This is a genomic window from Leisingera daeponensis DSM 23529 (assembly GCF_000473145.1).
In the GTDB taxonomy this organism is placed as follows: domain Bacteria; phylum Pseudomonadota; class Alphaproteobacteria; order Rhodobacterales; family Rhodobacteraceae; genus Leisingera; species Leisingera daeponensis.
Genome location: NZ_KI421500.1, coordinates 1,093,590 through 1,108,436, shown reverse-complemented (window position 1 = coordinate 1,108,436; position 14,847 = coordinate 1,093,590). Strand labels below are relative to the sequence as shown.

Sequence of the window (14,847 nt, the reverse complement as noted above, 5' to 3'; positions counted from 1 at the left end):
CGGGAGACGGCGCGCGGGCGTCAGCCTTCGCGGCCGCGCTTTTCGAACCGGGGCAGCATGGCGGAGAAGTCCATGCCCTTGCCGCCTTCTTCCTCGACGAACTTCTTGTAGAGCGCCATTGCCAGCTCGCCCATCGGGGTGTCTGCATCGGCGCTGGCGGCGGCCTGCTGGCTGAGGCCCAGATCCTTGAGCATCAGCTCCGCCGCGAAGCCGGGCCGGTAGTTGTTGTCGGCGGGCGACTGCGGGCCGACACCGGGGGCCGGGCAATAGGCGTTCATGCTCCAGCTGTAGCCGGAGGAGGTGGAAACCACATCGAACATCTTCTGCCGGTCCAGACCCAGCTTGTCGGCCAGGGCAAACGCCTCGCAGGTGGCGATCATGGTGACGCCGAGGATCATGTTGTTGCAGATTTTCGCAGCCTGGCCTGCGCCGGCCTCGCCGCAATGCACGGCCTTCTGGCCCATGATGTCGAACAGCGGCTCGGCCTTGGCGAAGGCTTCGGCGCTGCCGCCGGCCATGAAGGTGAGCGTGCCGCCCGCAGCGCCGCCGATGCCGCCGGAGACCGGCGCGTCCACGAACATCAGGCCCGCATCCGCAGCCTGAGCGGCAACCGCGCGGGCGGAGTCCACGTCGACGGTGGAGCAGTCGATCAGGGTCGCGCCCTTGGCCATCGCCGGGATCACCTCAGCCGCAACAAGGCGCAGGATGGCGCCGTTGGGCAGCATGGTGATCACCGCATCGGCACCCGCTGCGGCCTCGGGGCCGGAAGCCGCCATGGTCACGCCCTCGATGCTGACATCGGCCATGTCAAAGCCGGTCACCTGGTGGCCCGCCTTGGCCAGGTTTGCGGCCATCGGGCCGCCCATGTTGCCAAGTCCGATAAATCCGATCTTCATGCGAGTTCCTCCTCAAATGTCAGCGCATCCGCGCCGAGCGGCGCCAGCATGTCCTCAACCGCCGAGGCGGGAACCGGCTGGCCGGCGTATTGCCACTGCGGATTGCGGTCCTTGTCAATGATCTGGGCGCGGATGCCTTCCAGGAAATCGCCCTTTTCCATGGCGCGGAAGGTATAGCGGTATTCCAGGTCCAGCGCGCGGCGGATGGCGGGTCCATCGGCGCGCAGGCGGCGCAGCATCTCCAGCGTGCAGGCCATCGACAGCGGAGAATTGCGGTTCAGCGCTTTCAGCGCAGCGGCGGCAAAGCCGCTGCCGTCCGCCTCAAGGCTTTGCCGGATGTCTTCCAGGCTGTCCTTGCCAAAATGCTTCGCGGCATCCTCGCGGACCCCGCGCAGGGTGCCTTCCGGGGCGGGTTGGGCGGCGTCCTCGACCAGTTTGGCACTCCCGGTCTCTTCCAGCCCGGCAACCAGCGCGGGCCAGCCGTCCTGCGGAATGAAATAGTCGGCAAAGCCTGCGAGGATCGCGTCCTCCGCGCCCATCCGCGCTGCCGTCATGCCGAGGTATTCGCCCAAGTGATCCGGGGCCAGGGCCAGCATCAGCGAGCCGCCCACATCCGGCACCAGGCCGATGCCCACCTCCGGCATGGCGATCTGGCTGCTTTCGCCGACCACCCGGTGGGTGCCGTGGCAGCCGATCCCGACGCCGCCGCCCATGGTGAAGCCCTGCATGAAGCTGATCACCGGCTTCTTGTACTCAAAAATCCGCGCGTTCAGCCGGTACTCATCCCGCCAGAAGGTGCGGCCATAGGAGTAGTCGCCCTTGGTGCCGGTGTCATAAAGCTCGGCAATGTCGCCGCCGGCGCAGAAGGCCTTGTCGCCCTCGGCGTCGATCACCACCAGCTTGACGGCATCATCGTCAGCCCAGGCGCGCATAGCGGCGTCGATCGCCATGCACATCTCGTAGCTCATCGCGTTGAGCGCCTTGGGGCGGGTGAAGGTGATGCGGCCGGCCTGGCCGGATTTGCGGATATGGATATCACTCATCGGGCGTGCTCCGTCACTATGTCTTGCCGCGGGCAGTGTGCTGATTGCAGGTTACTCTGCAATCAGCTGGCGCGCGACGATCAGGCGCATGATCTCGTTGGTGCCTTCAAGGATCTGGTGGACCCGCAGGTCGCGCACGATCTTCTCGACGCCATAGTCTGCCAGATAGCCGTAACCGCCATGCAGCTGCAGGCAGCCGTTGGCCACGTCAAAGGCGGTGTCGGTGACCATCAGCTTGGCCATGGCGCAGAATTTGGTGGCGTCATGGGCGCCGGTGTCCAGCTTCCACGCCGCTTGGCGCAGGAAGGTGCGGGCGGCCTGCAGGCGGGTTTCATATTCCGCCAGCCGGAACTGCAGCGCCTGGAACTGGTTGATGGATTTGCCGAAGGCCTTGCGCTCGGACATGTACTGCACGGTCTGGTCCAGCGCCGCCTGGGCACCGCCCAAAGCACCCGCCGAAATGTTCAGACGCCCGCCGTCGAGGCCCGCCATCGCGTAGGAGAAGCCCTTGCCTTCCTCGCCGATCAGGTGGTCCGCGGGGATCGCGCAATCGTCGAACTGCACCTGCGAGGTGGGCTGCGCCTTCCAGCCCATCTTGTCCTCCAGCGCGCCGAAGGAGAGGCCGGGGTTGCCGTCTTCGACCACCACGGTGGAGATCCCCTTGGGTCCATCCTCACCGGTGCGGCACATCACGACGTAGGCGTCGGAATAGGAGCCGCCGGAGATGAACGCCTTGGTGCCGTTGAGCGAATAGCCGTCATTGGTGCGCTCGGCGCGGGTCTTCAGCGCCGCCGCGTCGGAGCCGGAGCCGGGTTCGGTCAGGCAGTAGGAGAAGATTTTCTCCATCGAGCAGAGGCTGGGCAGCCATTTCTGCTTGGTTTCTTCCGAGCCGAACTTGTCGATCATGCCGCCGCACATGTTGTGGATCGACAGGAAGGAGCCGACAGCAGGGTCGGCCATGGCCAGGGCTTCGAACACCAGGGTGGCGTCGAGGCGGGACAGGCCGGAGCCGCCGTATTCCTCGGAGACATAGAGCCCGCCAAAGCCCAGTTCGGCCAGCTGCGGCCACAGGGATTTGGGGATGGTGCCGTCTTTTTCCCACTGGCGGGAGTGCGGCGCGATGTTTTCCTGGCCGAAGGCTTGGGCCATGTCGAAGATGGCCTGCTGTTCCTCTGTGAGTGCGAAATCCATATTCAGCTCCTCCCGTGGCGCAATGAATTGAACAGTTGTTTATTTAATAGCGCCCGGCGGACGCTGAGGCAAGCTGCGCAAATGCAAAGCCGCCGTGCAGCAATGCCGCAGGGATGGGCGGGCGCAGTGATGGCCTGGTCAGGAGAAAATTAACAAACTTCGGCGAAACTCTGTCGCAAACAGATCAAGGCAGGTGAACCCTGCAAAGGCATTCCAAAAAGGAGTACACGCGTGTCGAATTCTCAGGCGCAGCATTTTCTGGCATCCTCGGGACGCGATACCCCGGACCGCGTAAAACAGGAATTTGCCGGCGCGCTCAGCACCAATGCCCGCGCCGATTTTGCGCTGTCTATGCGGCACGGAATGGTCAGGCAAGCCAGCGGCACACCGCAGGCCCAGGCTGTCGCCTTGTACGAAAAAGCCCGTAAACTGGCGCTGAAACGTCAGTTCAGCGACGCTGAATATCTACTGCGCGAGGCTCTGAAGCTGGATGATAAAAACCGGCTGATCTATGCCGCGCTCGGCGAAGTTCTGGAAATGATGAACCGGCCTGACAAGGCAATCCTGGCCCATGTGGATGCGCTGCGGCTGGACCCCTCCAACTCCAAATGCCTGTCTTACATCGGCAGTTACCTGATGCGGCTGAACCAGGACGAGGAGGCGATCAACTATTTTGACGCCGCGGTGAAATTCGATCCGAACAACGCGACCGCGCTTGCCCGGCTGATCTACCTGCGCCGGCGGATCTGCGACTGGACCGATCTGGGTAACCGGGAAAAAAGGCTTCAGGTGTTCCGCAAGACGGATGTCGGCATCGACCCGTTTGCCTTTCTGTCGATGGCGGATGATCCGGGCTTGCAGATGAAGTTCTCGGTCAAGGCTGCGGAACTGGGCATGGCTGAGACCAGCAAAACCAATTTTGATCGTCCGCGGGCGGACGGGCGGAAGATCAGGCTGGGGTATTTCTCAAACGACTTCTTCGACCACGCCACCATGTACCTGATCGGGCGGCAATTGGAATTGCATGACCGCGACCGGTTTGAAATCTACATCTACGACTATGGCGAGGTGAACGACCAGGAAGGCCGCCTGCGGGCCGAAAACGCCGCGGATGTTTACAAGCAGGTCTCGGGCCTGGAAAACGACGAAATCGCTGCGGTCGCGCGCGAGGACGGACTGGACATTGCTGTCGACCTGAAAGGCTACACCAAGGGCAACCGGGTGAATATCTTCAACAACCGGCTGGCGCCGGTGCATGTGACCTATCTGGGCTATCCGGGAACGACCGGGGTGGATCAAATGGACTACATGATCGCCGATCCGGTCACGATCCCCGAAAAGCTGCGCAAATACTACACTGAAAAAATCCTCTACATGCCGGACTGCTATCAGCCGAATGATGATCAGCGCGCGGCCGCGGATACTGTTCCCTCCAGGGCAGAGGCCGGGCTGCCGGAGGAGGCTTTTGTTTTCTGTTCCTTCAACAACCCCTACAAGGTGTCGCCGGATGAATTCGACATCTGGATGAAACTGCTGCAGCGGGTGCCGGACAGCGTTCTGTGGTTCTACGCGACAAATGATAAGGCCCGGCAAAACATTCTGGGGGAGGCCAAGAAACGCGGCATCGGGCCGGACCGCATCGTGTTCGCGGACTTTGCCGGGCAAAAAGAGCATCTGGCCCGCTTGCAGCTGGCAGACGTGTTTCTGGATGCCTTTGCCGTGAATGCCCATACCACGGCCAGCGACGCGCTGTGGGCAGGGGTGCCGGTTGTCACCAAGACCGGCAAGCAGTTTGCCGCGCGGGTGGCCACCAGCCTGGTGCATTGCGCCGGGGTCCCTGAACTCGCCGTCGCCACACCGCAGCAGTACCAGGCGCTGGCATTGAAACTGGCGCGGGATAAGAACTATCTGGCGGAAGTTAAGGCGCGGGTGAAAGAGGGGATCGAGACCGGCCCGCTCTATGACACAAAGAAGTTCACCCGCAATTTTGAGGCGCTTCTGGAAAAGACACTTGAGCGCTTCAATGCCGGGCTGAAGCCGGATCACATCAGCCTGAAATGAGGCTGCCAGCAGTTGCAAGAAGGGCGCGGGATTTCCCGCGCCCGTTTCATTTGCAGACCGCTGATCAGCGCTGAGGGATCACAGCAGCCGGACCTGGGTGCCGACCTGCACCATCTCGTACAGCTCTTCAACGTGCTGGTTATAAAGACCGATGCAGCCGGAGGAGCTTTGGCGGCCGATCTTGCGGGTGTCGTGGGTGCCGTGGACCAGATAGGCAGGCCAGTCCAGATACATCGCCCGGGTGCCCAGCGGATTGCCCGGGACGCCGCCTTCGATGCGGGCCGGCAGTGTCGGGTCGCGCTCGCGCATCGACTGGGTCGGAGTCCAGCTGGGGTTTTCCGCCTTGCGCACAATCTGGGAATAGCCGCGCCGTGTCAGCTCTTCGGTCATCGGCACGGACGAGGGGAACAGCCGGTAGGTTTCACCGTCCGGGCCCCAGTAATGCAGCGCCCGGGAGCTGATGTCGGCCAGCAGGCAGCCCTTGCCCAGCTGGTCGAAATGGTCCTGCCAGTTCTGCTGCGAGAAGGCGGAGACATTGCGCTGCACCGGGATCTCATCGCGGATGGCCGGCTCGTCCTGCGGGAAGGCGTCCGTCGACTGCGCGCGCAGGATGGCGGGGGTAGCCAGGGTCGCGCCCAGGCCCATCAGGGTGGCGCGGCGGGTAATACGGAGTTTTGTCATTGTTTCCTCTACCGTGCTGCTCAAAAACTCTGCGCAAGATAAGCACCGGCTCAGGAATTTCCAGAGGCGCCAAGGCGCTGCGGCAGCGCCTCACGGCTTTGTGTAGACCCGGGCGGCAATTTTCTGCCGCCCGGACCGGATCAGGGTATCAGGCGTAAAGCCGGCGCGCCTGGGCAAAGGACAGCAGCCGGCAGCTGTCTTCGTCCCACAGGTGCAGCCGCGCGTTGGCGAGGCTTTCGCGGATGGTCATGCGGTTGCCCTCGGCCAGCTCCGCGTGGTCGCGCAGCACCTCGGTCAGGCGGTAGAACGGGATGCGGCTGTAGAGATGGTGGACATGGTGAATGCCGATATTTGCGCTGAGCCATTGCAGCACCGGCGGCAGCACGTAGTGCGAGCTGCCGTGCAGGGCGGCGTCGTGCAGCTGCCAGTCCTCTTCCCGGGTCCACTGGGTGGTTTCGAACTGGTGCTGCACATAAAACAGCCACAGGCCGGCGGTGGCGGCGATCAGGGTGGCGGGCAGGAAGATCAGCAACAGCGGCATCAGGCCGCCGAAGTACCAGATCAGCCCGAGCGCGGCGAGGATTGCCGCGTTGGTGCCCATGGCGCTGATCCAGTAGCGGGCCTGGCCGGTCAGCCCGTAGGGGATGCGGTTTTGCAGGAAGAACAGGTATCCGGGGCCGATGCCGAACAGGGTCACCGGGTGGCGGTAAAGCCGGTAGACCAGCCGCTCCCAGCGGCTGGCGGCGCGGTATTCGGCCACCGTCATGGTGTGGATGTCGCCCATGCCGCGCTTGCCCAGGTTGCCGTGGGTGCTGTGGTGGATCGAATGGGTGCGGCGCCAGACGTCGTAGGGCGTCAGCGTCAGCACCCCGATGATCCGGCCGACCCAGTCGCTAACATGACGGTTGGTGAAGAAAGAGCCGTGGCCGCAGTCGTGCTGGATGGTGAACAGGCGCAGCAGGAAGGCGGCGATGCAGACGGACAGCGCGAGGGTCAGCCAGTAGCTGATCGAGAGCGACCACCAGGCCAGCGCCCAAAGCACCACGAAGGGCACGAGGGTGATGGCCAGTTCAAAGGCGCTGCGCGCCGGATTGGGTTCGCGGTATTGGGCCAGGATTTTGACCCAGTCGCGGGCGGTTCTTGCAGCCGCCTGCGGCTGGTTCGGGTCGGGTGTCTTGCTCATGCGCCTGCCGTCTGTTTGTCCGTTGGTGACCGGATAGACGAGTTACGCCGCGGAACAAGGAAAAAACGGCCCTGCGCCCCTCATTTCCGTCAGTTTATTGACGCCAGTGCCCGAACATCCCCAGTCAAAGGCCCCGCACGGCGGTCCTGAGCGGCGGGGCGGTGCTTTGGCCGCACCGCGGGACAGTTTGGACGCCGAGCCATAGGCCGTCAATGGGCCTGCTGGCAATCCTGCAGCGCGCAAAACGAAAGGCCCCGGAGTATCCGGGGCCTTTTTTGATTTTAAAGCAGTGGGTTAGTCCATCGCTTTGAAGTTGAACTCGCCGCCTTCCTTGATGCCCGAGGGCCAGCGGGAGGTCACGGTCTTGGTGCGGGTGTAGAATTTGAAGCTGTCCGGGCCGTGCTGGTTCAGGTCACCGAACATCGACTTCTTCCAGCCGCCGAAGGTGTGGTAGGCCAGCGGCACCGGGATCGGCACGTTGATGCCCACCATGCCGATGTTCACACGGGATGCGAAGTCGCGCGCGGTGTCGCCGTCGCGGGTGAAGATCGCGGTGCCGTTGCCGTACTCGTGGTCCATCGCCAGCTTCAATGCTTCCTCGTAAGTGCCTGCGCGCACAGTGGAAAGCACCGGTCCGAAGATTTCCTGCTTGTAAATGTCCATGTCGGGGGTGACGTGGTCGAACAGGTGGGCGCCGACAAAGAAGCCGTCCTCGTAGCCCTGCAGTTTGAAGTCGCGGTTGTCGACCACCAGCGTGGCGCCCTGGTCAACACCGGACTGGATCAGACCCAGGATGCGCTCCTTGGCGGCCGCGGTCACAACCGGGCCCAGATCGACGTCGTCGCCTGCGGTGTAGGGGCCGACTTTCAGCTTTTCGATCCGCGGGATCAGCTTTTCGATCAGCTTGTCGGCGGTTTCCTCACCAACCGGAACCGCAACCGAGATCGCCATGCAGCGTTCGCCTGCCGCGCCGAAGCCTGCGCCGACCAGCGCGTCAGCGGCCTGGTCCAGATCGGCGTCAGGCATCACGATCATGTGGTTCTTGGCGCCGCCGAAGCACTGGGCGCGCTTGCCGTTGGCGGTGGCGCGGGAATAGATGTACTGCGCGATGGGGGTGGAGCCCACGAAGGACACGCCCTGAATGATTTCGCTGTCCAGAATGGTGTCAACCGCCTCGCGGTCGCCGTTCACCACCTGGAACACGCCTTCGGGCAGGCCTGCCTCGACGAACAGCTCCGCCAGCATCAGCGGCACGGAGGGGTCGCGCTCGGACGGCTTCAGCACCACCGCGTTGCCGCAGGCCAGGGCCGGGCCGACGTGCCACAGCGGCATCATGGCGGGGAAGTTGAACGGCATGATCGAGCCGACAACGCCCAGCGGCTGGCGCATGGAGTACATGTCGATGCCGGGGCCTGCGCTGTCGGTGAATTCACCTTTCAGCATCTGCGGCGCGCCGACGCAGTATTCGATCACTTCCAGGCCGCGCTGCAGGTCGCCCTTGGCGTCCGGGATGGTCTTGCCGTGCTCGCGGGAGAGCGCCTCGGCCAGCTTGTCCATGTCGCGGTTCATCAGGCCAACCATCGCCATCATCACGCGGGCGCGCTTCTGCGGGTTGGTGGCGCCCCATGCGGGCTGTGCCGCGGCGGCTTTTTCGATGGCGTCGGTGGTCTCAGACGCGCTGGCCATCGGGCATTTGTACTGCACTTCGCCGGTTGCCGGGTTGAAAACATCGTCAAAGCGGCCCGAGGTGCCGGAGACGATCTTGCCGTTGATAAAGTGGCCGAGTTCTTTCATCGGATCCTCCTCTGTTCATGTTGCCTTCATTGTAGGCTTGCAAAAAACATCGGAAAAGGGGAAAGATTTCAAAGAGGCTTTGCAGTAACGCAAAAGGTTAACAGGGCGTTAGCAGGAACACGGAGGAACCGGGCCGATGGATCCCCAGTGGGATGATATGAAAGTATTTTTGGCAGTGGCACGGGAGGCGAGCCTGTCCGGTGCCGGCCGGGTCCTGAAGATGGACCCGGCGACAGTCGGCCGCAGGGTCGCCCGGTTCGAGGCGGCGCTGGAGACGCCGCTGTTCGTGAAATCGCCGCAGGGCTATGCGCTGAGCGCGGCCGGCGACCGGCTGCTGATCCATGCGGAAGCGGCGGAACAGGCGATGCGGGCGGGCACAGAGGCGCTGACCGGCCCCAATGATACCCTGTCCGGCCAGATCCGCATCGGCGCGCCGGATGGTGCTGCCAACTACATCCTGCCGCAGGTCTGCGCGCAGATTTCCGAAGACAATCCGGATCTGGACATTCAGATCGTGGCGCTGCCGCGGGTGATCAACCTCAGCCGCCGCGAGGCGGATATGGCGGTCACGGTCAGCGCGCCGACGGCGGGCAAGCTGCTGGTGCAGAAAATCTGCGACTACCAGCTGCACCTGGTGGCCTCGCGCCACTATCTGAAGGACCACCCGCCGGTCACCAGGCTGGAGGATCTGAGGGGCCACAAGATGATCGGCTATATCCCCGACATGATCTTCGACAAGGAGCTCGACTATCTGAACGATATCGGGGTTGAGCGGGTGGCGCTGGCCTCCAACTCGGTTTCGGTCCAGATCAAGATGGCGGCGCAGGGCACGGCGATCTGCGTGGCGCATGATTTCAGCCTGCCGGCCCACCGGATGCTGCGCAAAATCCTGACCGACAAGGTGAGCCTGACGCGCAGTTTCCACCTGGTGCGCCATCAGGGCGACCAGCGCAGCGAGCGGCTGAACCGCTTTGCCCAGGCGCTGTCCAAGGGCATCCGCGACGAGGTGGCCCGGCTGGAATCCTTGACTTAAAGCTGCGTTGCGGCACAGTTATTTATAACGCGCCATATTTTAGGAGGTCTGCAGCGTGCTCGTTCAGGTCATTTTGAAGTCCAAGGCCACCACTGGTGTGGTCACCGTCAAACCGGATGCCAGCGTATCGGATGCCGCCCGGCTGCTGGCAGAAAACAAGTTCGGCTCTGTGGTCGTGTCGGCGGACGGGGTGACGCCCGATGGCATCCTGTCGGAGCGCGATATCGTCCGCGAATTGTCGAAGGAAGGCGCCGCTTGCCTGGACAAGCCGGTCAGCGGCTATATGACGCGCGAGCTGGTGACTTGCACCACTCAGTCCAACGTGGGCGAGCTGCTGAAGCAGATGACTGAGGGGCGGTTCCGCCACATGCCGGTGGTCGAGGACGGGAAACTTGTGGGAATCGTGACCCTTGGCGATGCGGTCAAGGCGCAGCTGGCGCAGGTGGCGATGGAGAAGGACGCGCTGCAAGACATGATCATGGGGCACTGAGCCGCAGGCGGGTTTCCTGAGGCCGAGCCGCAAGCGGGGCATCCGTATTTCTGCCCCCTTGCATTGCCAGCCGCAAATGTGTTTGCGTGCGCAGAAATTCTGACAAGGCAGGAGGCCGCCCATGCGTGTGGGTCTGTATCCCGGCACCTTCGACCCGATCACCATCGGGCACACCGACATCATCCGCCGCGCCAGCGCGCTGGTCGACAAGCTGGTGATCGGCGTCGCCATCAACCGCGACAAGGGGCCGCTGTTCCCGCTGGAGGAGCGGGTGGCGATGATCGAGGCGGAATGCGCCAAGCTGAGCGAGGAGACCGGCACCGAGATTGTCGCGCATCCGTTCGAGAACCTGCTGATCAACTGCGCCCGCGACGTCGGCGCCCAGATCATCGTGCGCGGCCTGCGGGCGGTCGCCGATTTCGAGTATGAGTTCCAGATGGTCGGTATGAACCGGGTGCTCGACAGTTCGATCGAGACGGTGTTCCTGATGGCGGAGGCCCGGCATCAAGCGGTTGCTTCCAAGCTGGTCAAGGAAATCGCCCGGCTGGACGGGGACGTGTCGAAGTTCGTCAGCCCGCTGGTCAAGGAAAAGCTGCTGGAGCGTTTGGGCAAGACCGCCTGATCGCGTTCACAGTATCGGACACAGGCAAAGCCGGGCTGACGCCCGGCTTTGTGCTTTCGGCGGCGCGCTGCGCGCGCGGGCAGGGGCTGGCGCCCCTGCCAGGCTGAAAAAGAGGGGGGTAGCGCACGCCGAAGCGGCGGCAGCAGCGGGCGGATCAGCGCCAGAATGCGACCCAGTCGATCAGCGCAAACAGCTTCTTGCCGAGAAAGATCATGTGCCGGTCGCCGAAAAGGACAATGTCAATCACGGCGGCGGCAATCAGGAACAGGCCCAGGACAAGGGCAATCCGGTTGGTCATGACAGCTCCGCCGCAAAGGAAAACGCCCGCCCAGATAACCTGAGCGGGCGTGAAGTCTCAAGGGGTTAGGCTGGGATCAGCCCAGTTTGCCCATGGCAACGGCGACGTCGGCCATGCGCACCGAGAAACCCCATTCGTTGTCGTACCAGGCCAGCACGCGCACCATGCGGTCCTCGACCACGCGGGTCTGGTCGGGCGCGAAGATCGAGCTTTCCGGCGAGTGGTTGAAGTCGACGGAGACCAGCGGCGCGGGCTCATAACCCAGCACGCCCTTCATCGGGCCTTCAGCCGCTTCCTTGACGGCGGCGTTGACCTGCTCAGCGGTCACGTCGCGGCCGGCGCGGAAGGTCAGGTCCACGGCGGAGACGTTCGGGGTCGGCACGCGGATGGCGGAGCCGTCCAGGCGGCCTTTCAGGTTCGGCAGCACTTCACCCAGCGCTTTTGCAGCGCCGGTCGAGGTCGGGATCATCGACATGGCTGCGGCGCGGGCGCGGTACAGGTCCTTGTGGCGGCGGTCGAGCGTCGGCTGGTCGCCGGTATAGGCGTGGATGGTGGTCATGATGCCGTGCTCGATGCCGAACGCCTCGTCCAGCACCTTGGCCAGCGGCGCCAGGCAGTTGGTGGTGCAGGAGCCGTTGGAGATCATGGTGTCGCCGGCTTCCAGCTGGTCATGGTTAACGCCGTAGACGATGGTCTTGTCGACGTTCTTGCCCGGTGCGGACAGCAGCACTTTCTTCGCGCCGCGCTCCAGGTGCGCCTTGGCCTTCTCGCCGTCGTTGAACTTGCCGGTGCATTCCAGAACCACGTCGCAGCCCGACCAGTCCAGCTCGTTCATGTCGTAGGTGGAGAACATCTGCATGTCGCCGCGGCCCAGGTTCATGGTGCCGTCGCCGATGGTCACTTCGCCCGGGAAACGGCCATGCACGGAATCGTATTTGATCAGGTGTGCTGCGGTTTCCAGCGGCCCGGTGGCGTTCACCTTGATCACTTCGATGTCGTCGCGGCCCGAGGCGGCGATATGCGACAGGGTGCAGCGGCCGATGCGGCCAAAACCGTTGATCCCGACTTTGATGGTCATGAGTACGTCTCCAAGCGAGCAAAAACCTTTGGCCGCCATATAGACCGGCGGCCATGTGGTCTAAAGGGGTAAAAGCGTCATTAAATGAAACTGTTAGCGCAAAATCATGATGTTGGCGGTAACGATCTGCGGCGGTGGCGTTAACGGAAATCCGCGGCTCCGGCGCGGTGGCGCTAACGCTTGTGCTGCGCCGCGGAAGCGGGCAGATTGCCTGTTAAAGCGGATAGGTTTTGAGGATTTTGGCATGAGCGGATTGCTGGCGCTTCTGGATGACGTGGCGGGGATCGCCAAGGTGGCGGCAGCCTCCGTGGATGATGTGGCGGCGGCGGCGGGCAAGGCCGGCGCCAAAACGGCGGGGGTGATCATCGACGACGCGGCGGTGACACCGAAGTACCTGCAAGGGTTTGCGCCTGCGCGCGAGCTGCCGATCATCTGGCGCATCACCCGCGGCTCCCTGTTCAACAAGCTGATCCTGCTGCTGCCGGTGGCGATGCTGCTGGCCAACTTCGCACCCTGGGCAATCACGCCGCTGCTGATGCTCGGGGGCTCCTACTTGTGTTTCGAGGGAGCGGAGAAGATCTTTCACGTGCTGTTTCCCCATGCCAGCCACGCCATTGACGAGGACATGAGCATCAAGGACCCGGGCCATCTGGAGGAGCAGAAGATCAAGGGCGCGATCAAGACAGATTTCATCCTGTCGGCGGAGATCATGACCATCGCGCTGGCCGCCATCGAGGCGCCGACGGTCTGGATGCAGGCGGCGACGCTGGCGGTGGTGGCAATCGGCGTGACGCTGGCGGTCTACGGCTCTGTCGCGCTGATCGTGAAGATGGACGACGTGGGGCTGTTCCTGGCGCAGAACGCGCTGACGTCCCCGGGCCGCGGCCTGGGGCGCGGGCTGGTCAAGTTCATGCCGGTGCTGATGAAGATCCTGTCGGTGGTCGGCACCGCGGCGATGCTGTGGGTCGGCGGCTCCATCATCATCCACGGGCTGGAGGTGCTGGGCTTTGGCTGGCTCGGCCATCTGATCCACGACTGGGCCTATGCCGTCGGCCACGCGGTGCCGGAGGCCTGGACCGGCGCTGTGGAATGGGCGGCCAAAGCAGCGATGGACGGGGTGTTCGGCCTCGCGTGGGGGCTGGTGCTGATCCCGCTGGCGACCAAGGTGATCGGGCCGGTGATTGGCAAGTTTACCCAACCCTAAAGTGGTTTCGCAGCCCTAAACCGAGTAGAAACGAAAAGATAAGACCAAAGACGGTTTGTATCCCAGCGAACAATTTCAGCACGGGAGGAAGTTGCCCTACAACCCCTTCATCCACCAGCTTTCCCAAACCAAAGAAGCTGAAAGTGTTGCTAATGGAATACCCAACCCCAGTCCAAAAGGGGGAATCCGGAGCAGATACAAGGGACGACGAAGAGCTAATAAAATATCCAAAGTAAGCAGCGCTGCCGAGACCTAAGAGGAAGCCTAACGCAGCCAACGGACGGCCAATAGAATATCCATAGTTAGAGAACCAACCATAAAGCTTAACCAAGAACCCATACCATCCTTTAGGCTCTCCCTTAGCTCTAAACTCCATCCGCGTAAAGAAATGGGCGTCTTCTGGTCGTTGCAATTCTTCCATCCGGCGACGCAATGCTGTGAAGCTGTTGCTTTCGATTTTTAGCTGAAGTGGGGTGTAAGGTTTGAAAGTCCCAAAGCGGTCAATACTGGGTGTTGGAAAACCCCAGTTTTCAGGTTGCAACGGAAAGACTGTGTCTTCGGGAAGCGCGGCGTCGTAAAATTTTGGACAGCCACCGTAGAAAATGGTGTCGTCAAATCGAACGGCTTCTTCAAACTTGGCCTTTGTGAAATCAGCGTTCTTGAGCTGGGCTTTTGAAAAACTTGCTTGCCGACAGAATCTAGCATTTCTGAATTCCACAGCGTTCCCGACCCACCCGATGTTGCCCATCTTTGCCTCATTGAAGTAGGCAAAGCGTTGGAAGTGAGCGTCCGAAAAATGCGCAGCTGTCAAAATAGATTTTTGCATCGAAAAATTCATGCAAAATTTTGACCTGCTGAAGTCAATCACGAACGGGAAAATCCTGTTGGAAAGCAGTACTGACTTCTGAAAAACCAAGTCGCGAAAAGAAATTGAGGAAAATCCATGCATAGTTTCAGGTGCAGGCAGTTCGCTGAAAGAGATGTTTGCCATGTCGAAGCGATCTTCGACATGTTTCAGCTCTTGATCAGTAAGGGGGAGAAATTCAGCGGGGTCTTTCTCAAGTGCTTTCGCCAGTTTCTCCCTGAACTCCGGCTTCAGAGTGTGCGCCATAAATCCGTTCCAGATACGGCGGTTTTTCTCTTCGAAACTTCCATCAAAACCAGTTGAATGTTCACCGTATGTCGTTGCCAGCAAGTAAAACGGATTGCGTTCAGCCGAGGTCAAACCAGTATCGAGCATGTTAGGTAATCACAATAAGGAAGCTGTTGTCGG

Annotated in this window: 14 protein-coding genes; 5 read left to right on the top strand and 9 right to left on the bottom strand. The window is 62.1% G+C overall.

Annotated features, from left to right (window positions below; genetic code table 11):
• Positions 1-20: 20 nt before the first annotated feature.
• The 3 genes from mmsB to DAEP_RS0105775 are packed head-to-tail and all read right to left on the bottom strand — an operon-like array spanning position 21 to position 3,130.
• Positions 21-896, bottom strand: a complete 876-nt coding sequence (mmsB, locus tag DAEP_RS0105785; protein WP_027243985.1) for a 3-hydroxyisobutyrate dehydrogenase — start codon at positions 894-896, stop codon at positions 21-23.
• A complete protein-coding gene (locus DAEP_RS0105780; RefSeq protein ID WP_027243984.1) occupies positions 893-1,939 on the bottom strand; it encodes an enoyl-CoA hydratase/isomerase family protein in 1,047 nt (348 codons plus the stop codon). Before DAEP_RS0105780 ends, mmsB begins: the two co-directional genes overlap by 4 nt.
• Positions 1,940-1,990: 51 nt before the next feature.
• Positions 1,991-3,130, bottom strand: coding sequence for an acyl-CoA dehydrogenase family protein (locus tag DAEP_RS0105775; protein WP_027243983.1), 1,140 nt, complete (start codon positions 3,128-3,130; stop codon positions 1,991-1,993).
• 231 nt (positions 3,131-3,361) lie between these two features.
• Between DAEP_RS0105775 and DAEP_RS0105770 the strand changes: the two genes are divergently transcribed.
• Positions 3,362-5,191 carry an O-linked N-acetylglucosamine transferase, SPINDLY family protein gene (locus tag DAEP_RS0105770; RefSeq protein WP_051337320.1) on the top strand — a complete coding sequence of 610 codons (1,830 nt, stop codon included), beginning with the start codon at positions 3,362-3,364 and terminating at the stop codon, positions 5,189-5,191.
• Positions 5,192-5,269: 78 nt separating this feature from the next.
• On the opposite strand, the gene DAEP_RS0105765 is transcribed toward DAEP_RS0105770, so the two are convergent.
• The 3 genes from DAEP_RS0105765 to DAEP_RS0105755 form a co-directional block, all read right to left on the bottom strand.
• On the bottom strand, positions 5,270-5,872 hold the full coding sequence (locus tag DAEP_RS0105765; RefSeq protein WP_008553669.1) for a L,D-transpeptidase: 603 nt from the start codon (positions 5,870-5,872) through the stop codon (positions 5,270-5,272).
• A 148-nt stretch (positions 5,873-6,020) separates the two neighbouring features.
• Positions 6,021-7,055 carry a fatty acid desaturase gene (locus tag DAEP_RS0105760; RefSeq protein WP_027243981.1) on the bottom strand — a complete coding sequence of 345 codons (1,035 nt, stop codon included), beginning with the start codon at positions 7,053-7,055 and terminating at the stop codon, positions 6,021-6,023.
• Between the two features lie 294 nt (positions 7,056-7,349).
• Positions 7,350-8,849, bottom strand: coding sequence for a CoA-acylating methylmalonate-semialdehyde dehydrogenase (locus DAEP_RS0105755; protein WP_027243980.1), 1,500 nt, complete (start codon positions 8,847-8,849; stop codon positions 7,350-7,352).
• A 136-nt stretch (positions 8,850-8,985) separates the two neighbouring features.
• On the opposite strand from DAEP_RS0105755, the gene DAEP_RS0105750 reads away from it, so the two are divergent.
• The 3 genes from DAEP_RS0105750 to coaD all read left to right on the top strand — a co-directional run bounded on the left by DAEP_RS0105750 (position 8,986) and on the right by coaD (position 10,994).
• On the top strand, positions 8,986-9,882 hold the full coding sequence (locus DAEP_RS0105750; protein WP_027243979.1) for a LysR family transcriptional regulator: 897 nt from the start codon (positions 8,986-8,988) through the stop codon (positions 9,880-9,882).
• A 55-nt stretch (positions 9,883-9,937) separates the two neighbouring features.
• Positions 9,938-10,372: a CBS domain-containing protein gene (locus DAEP_RS0105745; RefSeq protein ID WP_008557833.1), complete on the top strand. Its 435-nt coding sequence runs from the start codon at positions 9,938-9,940 to the stop codon at positions 10,370-10,372.
• A 121-nt stretch (positions 10,373-10,493) separates the two neighbouring features.
• On the top strand, positions 10,494-10,994 hold the full coding sequence (coaD, locus tag DAEP_RS0105740; protein WP_008557684.1) for a pantetheine-phosphate adenylyltransferase: 501 nt from the start codon (positions 10,494-10,496) through the stop codon (positions 10,992-10,994).
• 154 nt (positions 10,995-11,148) lie between these two features.
• Here coaD and DAEP_RS24195 read toward each other — a convergent pair whose 3' ends face one another.
• Together DAEP_RS24195 and gap are read right to left on the bottom strand one after the other, a co-directional pair.
• Complete coding sequence (locus DAEP_RS24195; RefSeq protein WP_008555685.1) at positions 11,149-11,292, bottom strand: hypothetical protein; 144 nt, start codon at positions 11,290-11,292, stop codon at positions 11,149-11,151.
• 76 nt (positions 11,293-11,368) lie between these two features.
• Entirely contained in the window at positions 11,369-12,370 is a 1,002-nt protein-coding gene (gap, locus tag DAEP_RS0105730; protein ID WP_008556130.1) for a type I glyceraldehyde-3-phosphate dehydrogenase, read from the bottom strand.
• A gap of 244 nt (positions 12,371-12,614) precedes the next feature.
• Here gap and DAEP_RS0105725 point away from each other — a divergent pair, with 244 nt between their 5' ends.
• Positions 12,615-13,574, top strand: coding sequence for a DUF808 domain-containing protein (locus DAEP_RS0105725; RefSeq protein ID WP_027243978.1), 960 nt, complete (start codon positions 12,615-12,617; stop codon positions 13,572-13,574).
• On the opposite strand, the gene DAEP_RS23270 is transcribed toward DAEP_RS0105725, so the two are convergent.
• Positions 13,561-14,814 (bottom strand): pentapeptide repeat-containing protein, encoded by a 1,254-nt coding sequence (locus tag DAEP_RS23270; RefSeq protein ID WP_084204400.1) that lies wholly within the window; start codon positions 14,812-14,814, stop codon positions 13,561-13,563. The two genes, DAEP_RS0105725 and DAEP_RS23270, sit on opposite strands and share 14 nt — an antisense overlap.
• Positions 14,815-14,847 lie beyond the last annotated feature (33 nt).

Coding starts and splice junctions, on each gene's coding strand:
- DAEP_RS0105725 (WP_027243978.1), top strand. CDS start 12,615: ATGAGCGGATTGCTGGCGCTTCTGGATGACGTGGCGGGGATCGCCAAG.
- DAEP_RS0105765 (WP_008553669.1), bottom strand. CDS start 5,872: ATGACAAAACTCCGTATTACCCGCCGCGCCACCCTGATGGGCCTGGGC.
- DAEP_RS0105760 (WP_027243981.1), bottom strand. CDS start 7,055: ATGAGCAAGACACCCGACCCGAACCAGCCGCAGGCGGCTGCAAGAACC.
- mmsB (WP_027243985.1), bottom strand. CDS start 896: ATGAAGATCGGATTTATCGGACTTGGCAACATGGGCGGCCCGATGGCC.
- DAEP_RS23270 (WP_084204400.1), bottom strand. CDS start 14,814: ATGCTCGATACTGGTTTGACCTCGGCTGAACGCAATCCGTTTTACTTG.
- DAEP_RS0105780 (WP_027243984.1), bottom strand. CDS start 1,939: ATGAGTGATATCCATATCCGCAAATCCGGCCAGGCCGGCCGCATCACC.
- DAEP_RS0105755 (WP_027243980.1), bottom strand. CDS start 8,849: ATGAAAGAACTCGGCCACTTTATCAACGGCAAGATCGTCTCCGGCACC.
- DAEP_RS0105775 (WP_027243983.1), bottom strand. CDS start 3,130: ATGGATTTCGCACTCACAGAGGAACAGCAGGCCATCTTCGACATGGCC.
- coaD (WP_008557684.1), top strand. CDS start 10,494: ATGCGTGTGGGTCTGTATCCCGGCACCTTCGACCCGATCACCATCGGG.
- DAEP_RS0105750 (WP_027243979.1), top strand. CDS start 8,986: ATGGATCCCCAGTGGGATGATATGAAAGTATTTTTGGCAGTGGCACGG.
- DAEP_RS24195 (WP_008555685.1), bottom strand. CDS start 11,292: ATGACCAACCGGATTGCCCTTGTCCTGGGCCTGTTCCTGATTGCCGCC.
- gap (WP_008556130.1), bottom strand. CDS start 12,370: ATGACCATCAAAGTCGGGATCAACGGTTTTGGCCGCATCGGCCGCTGC.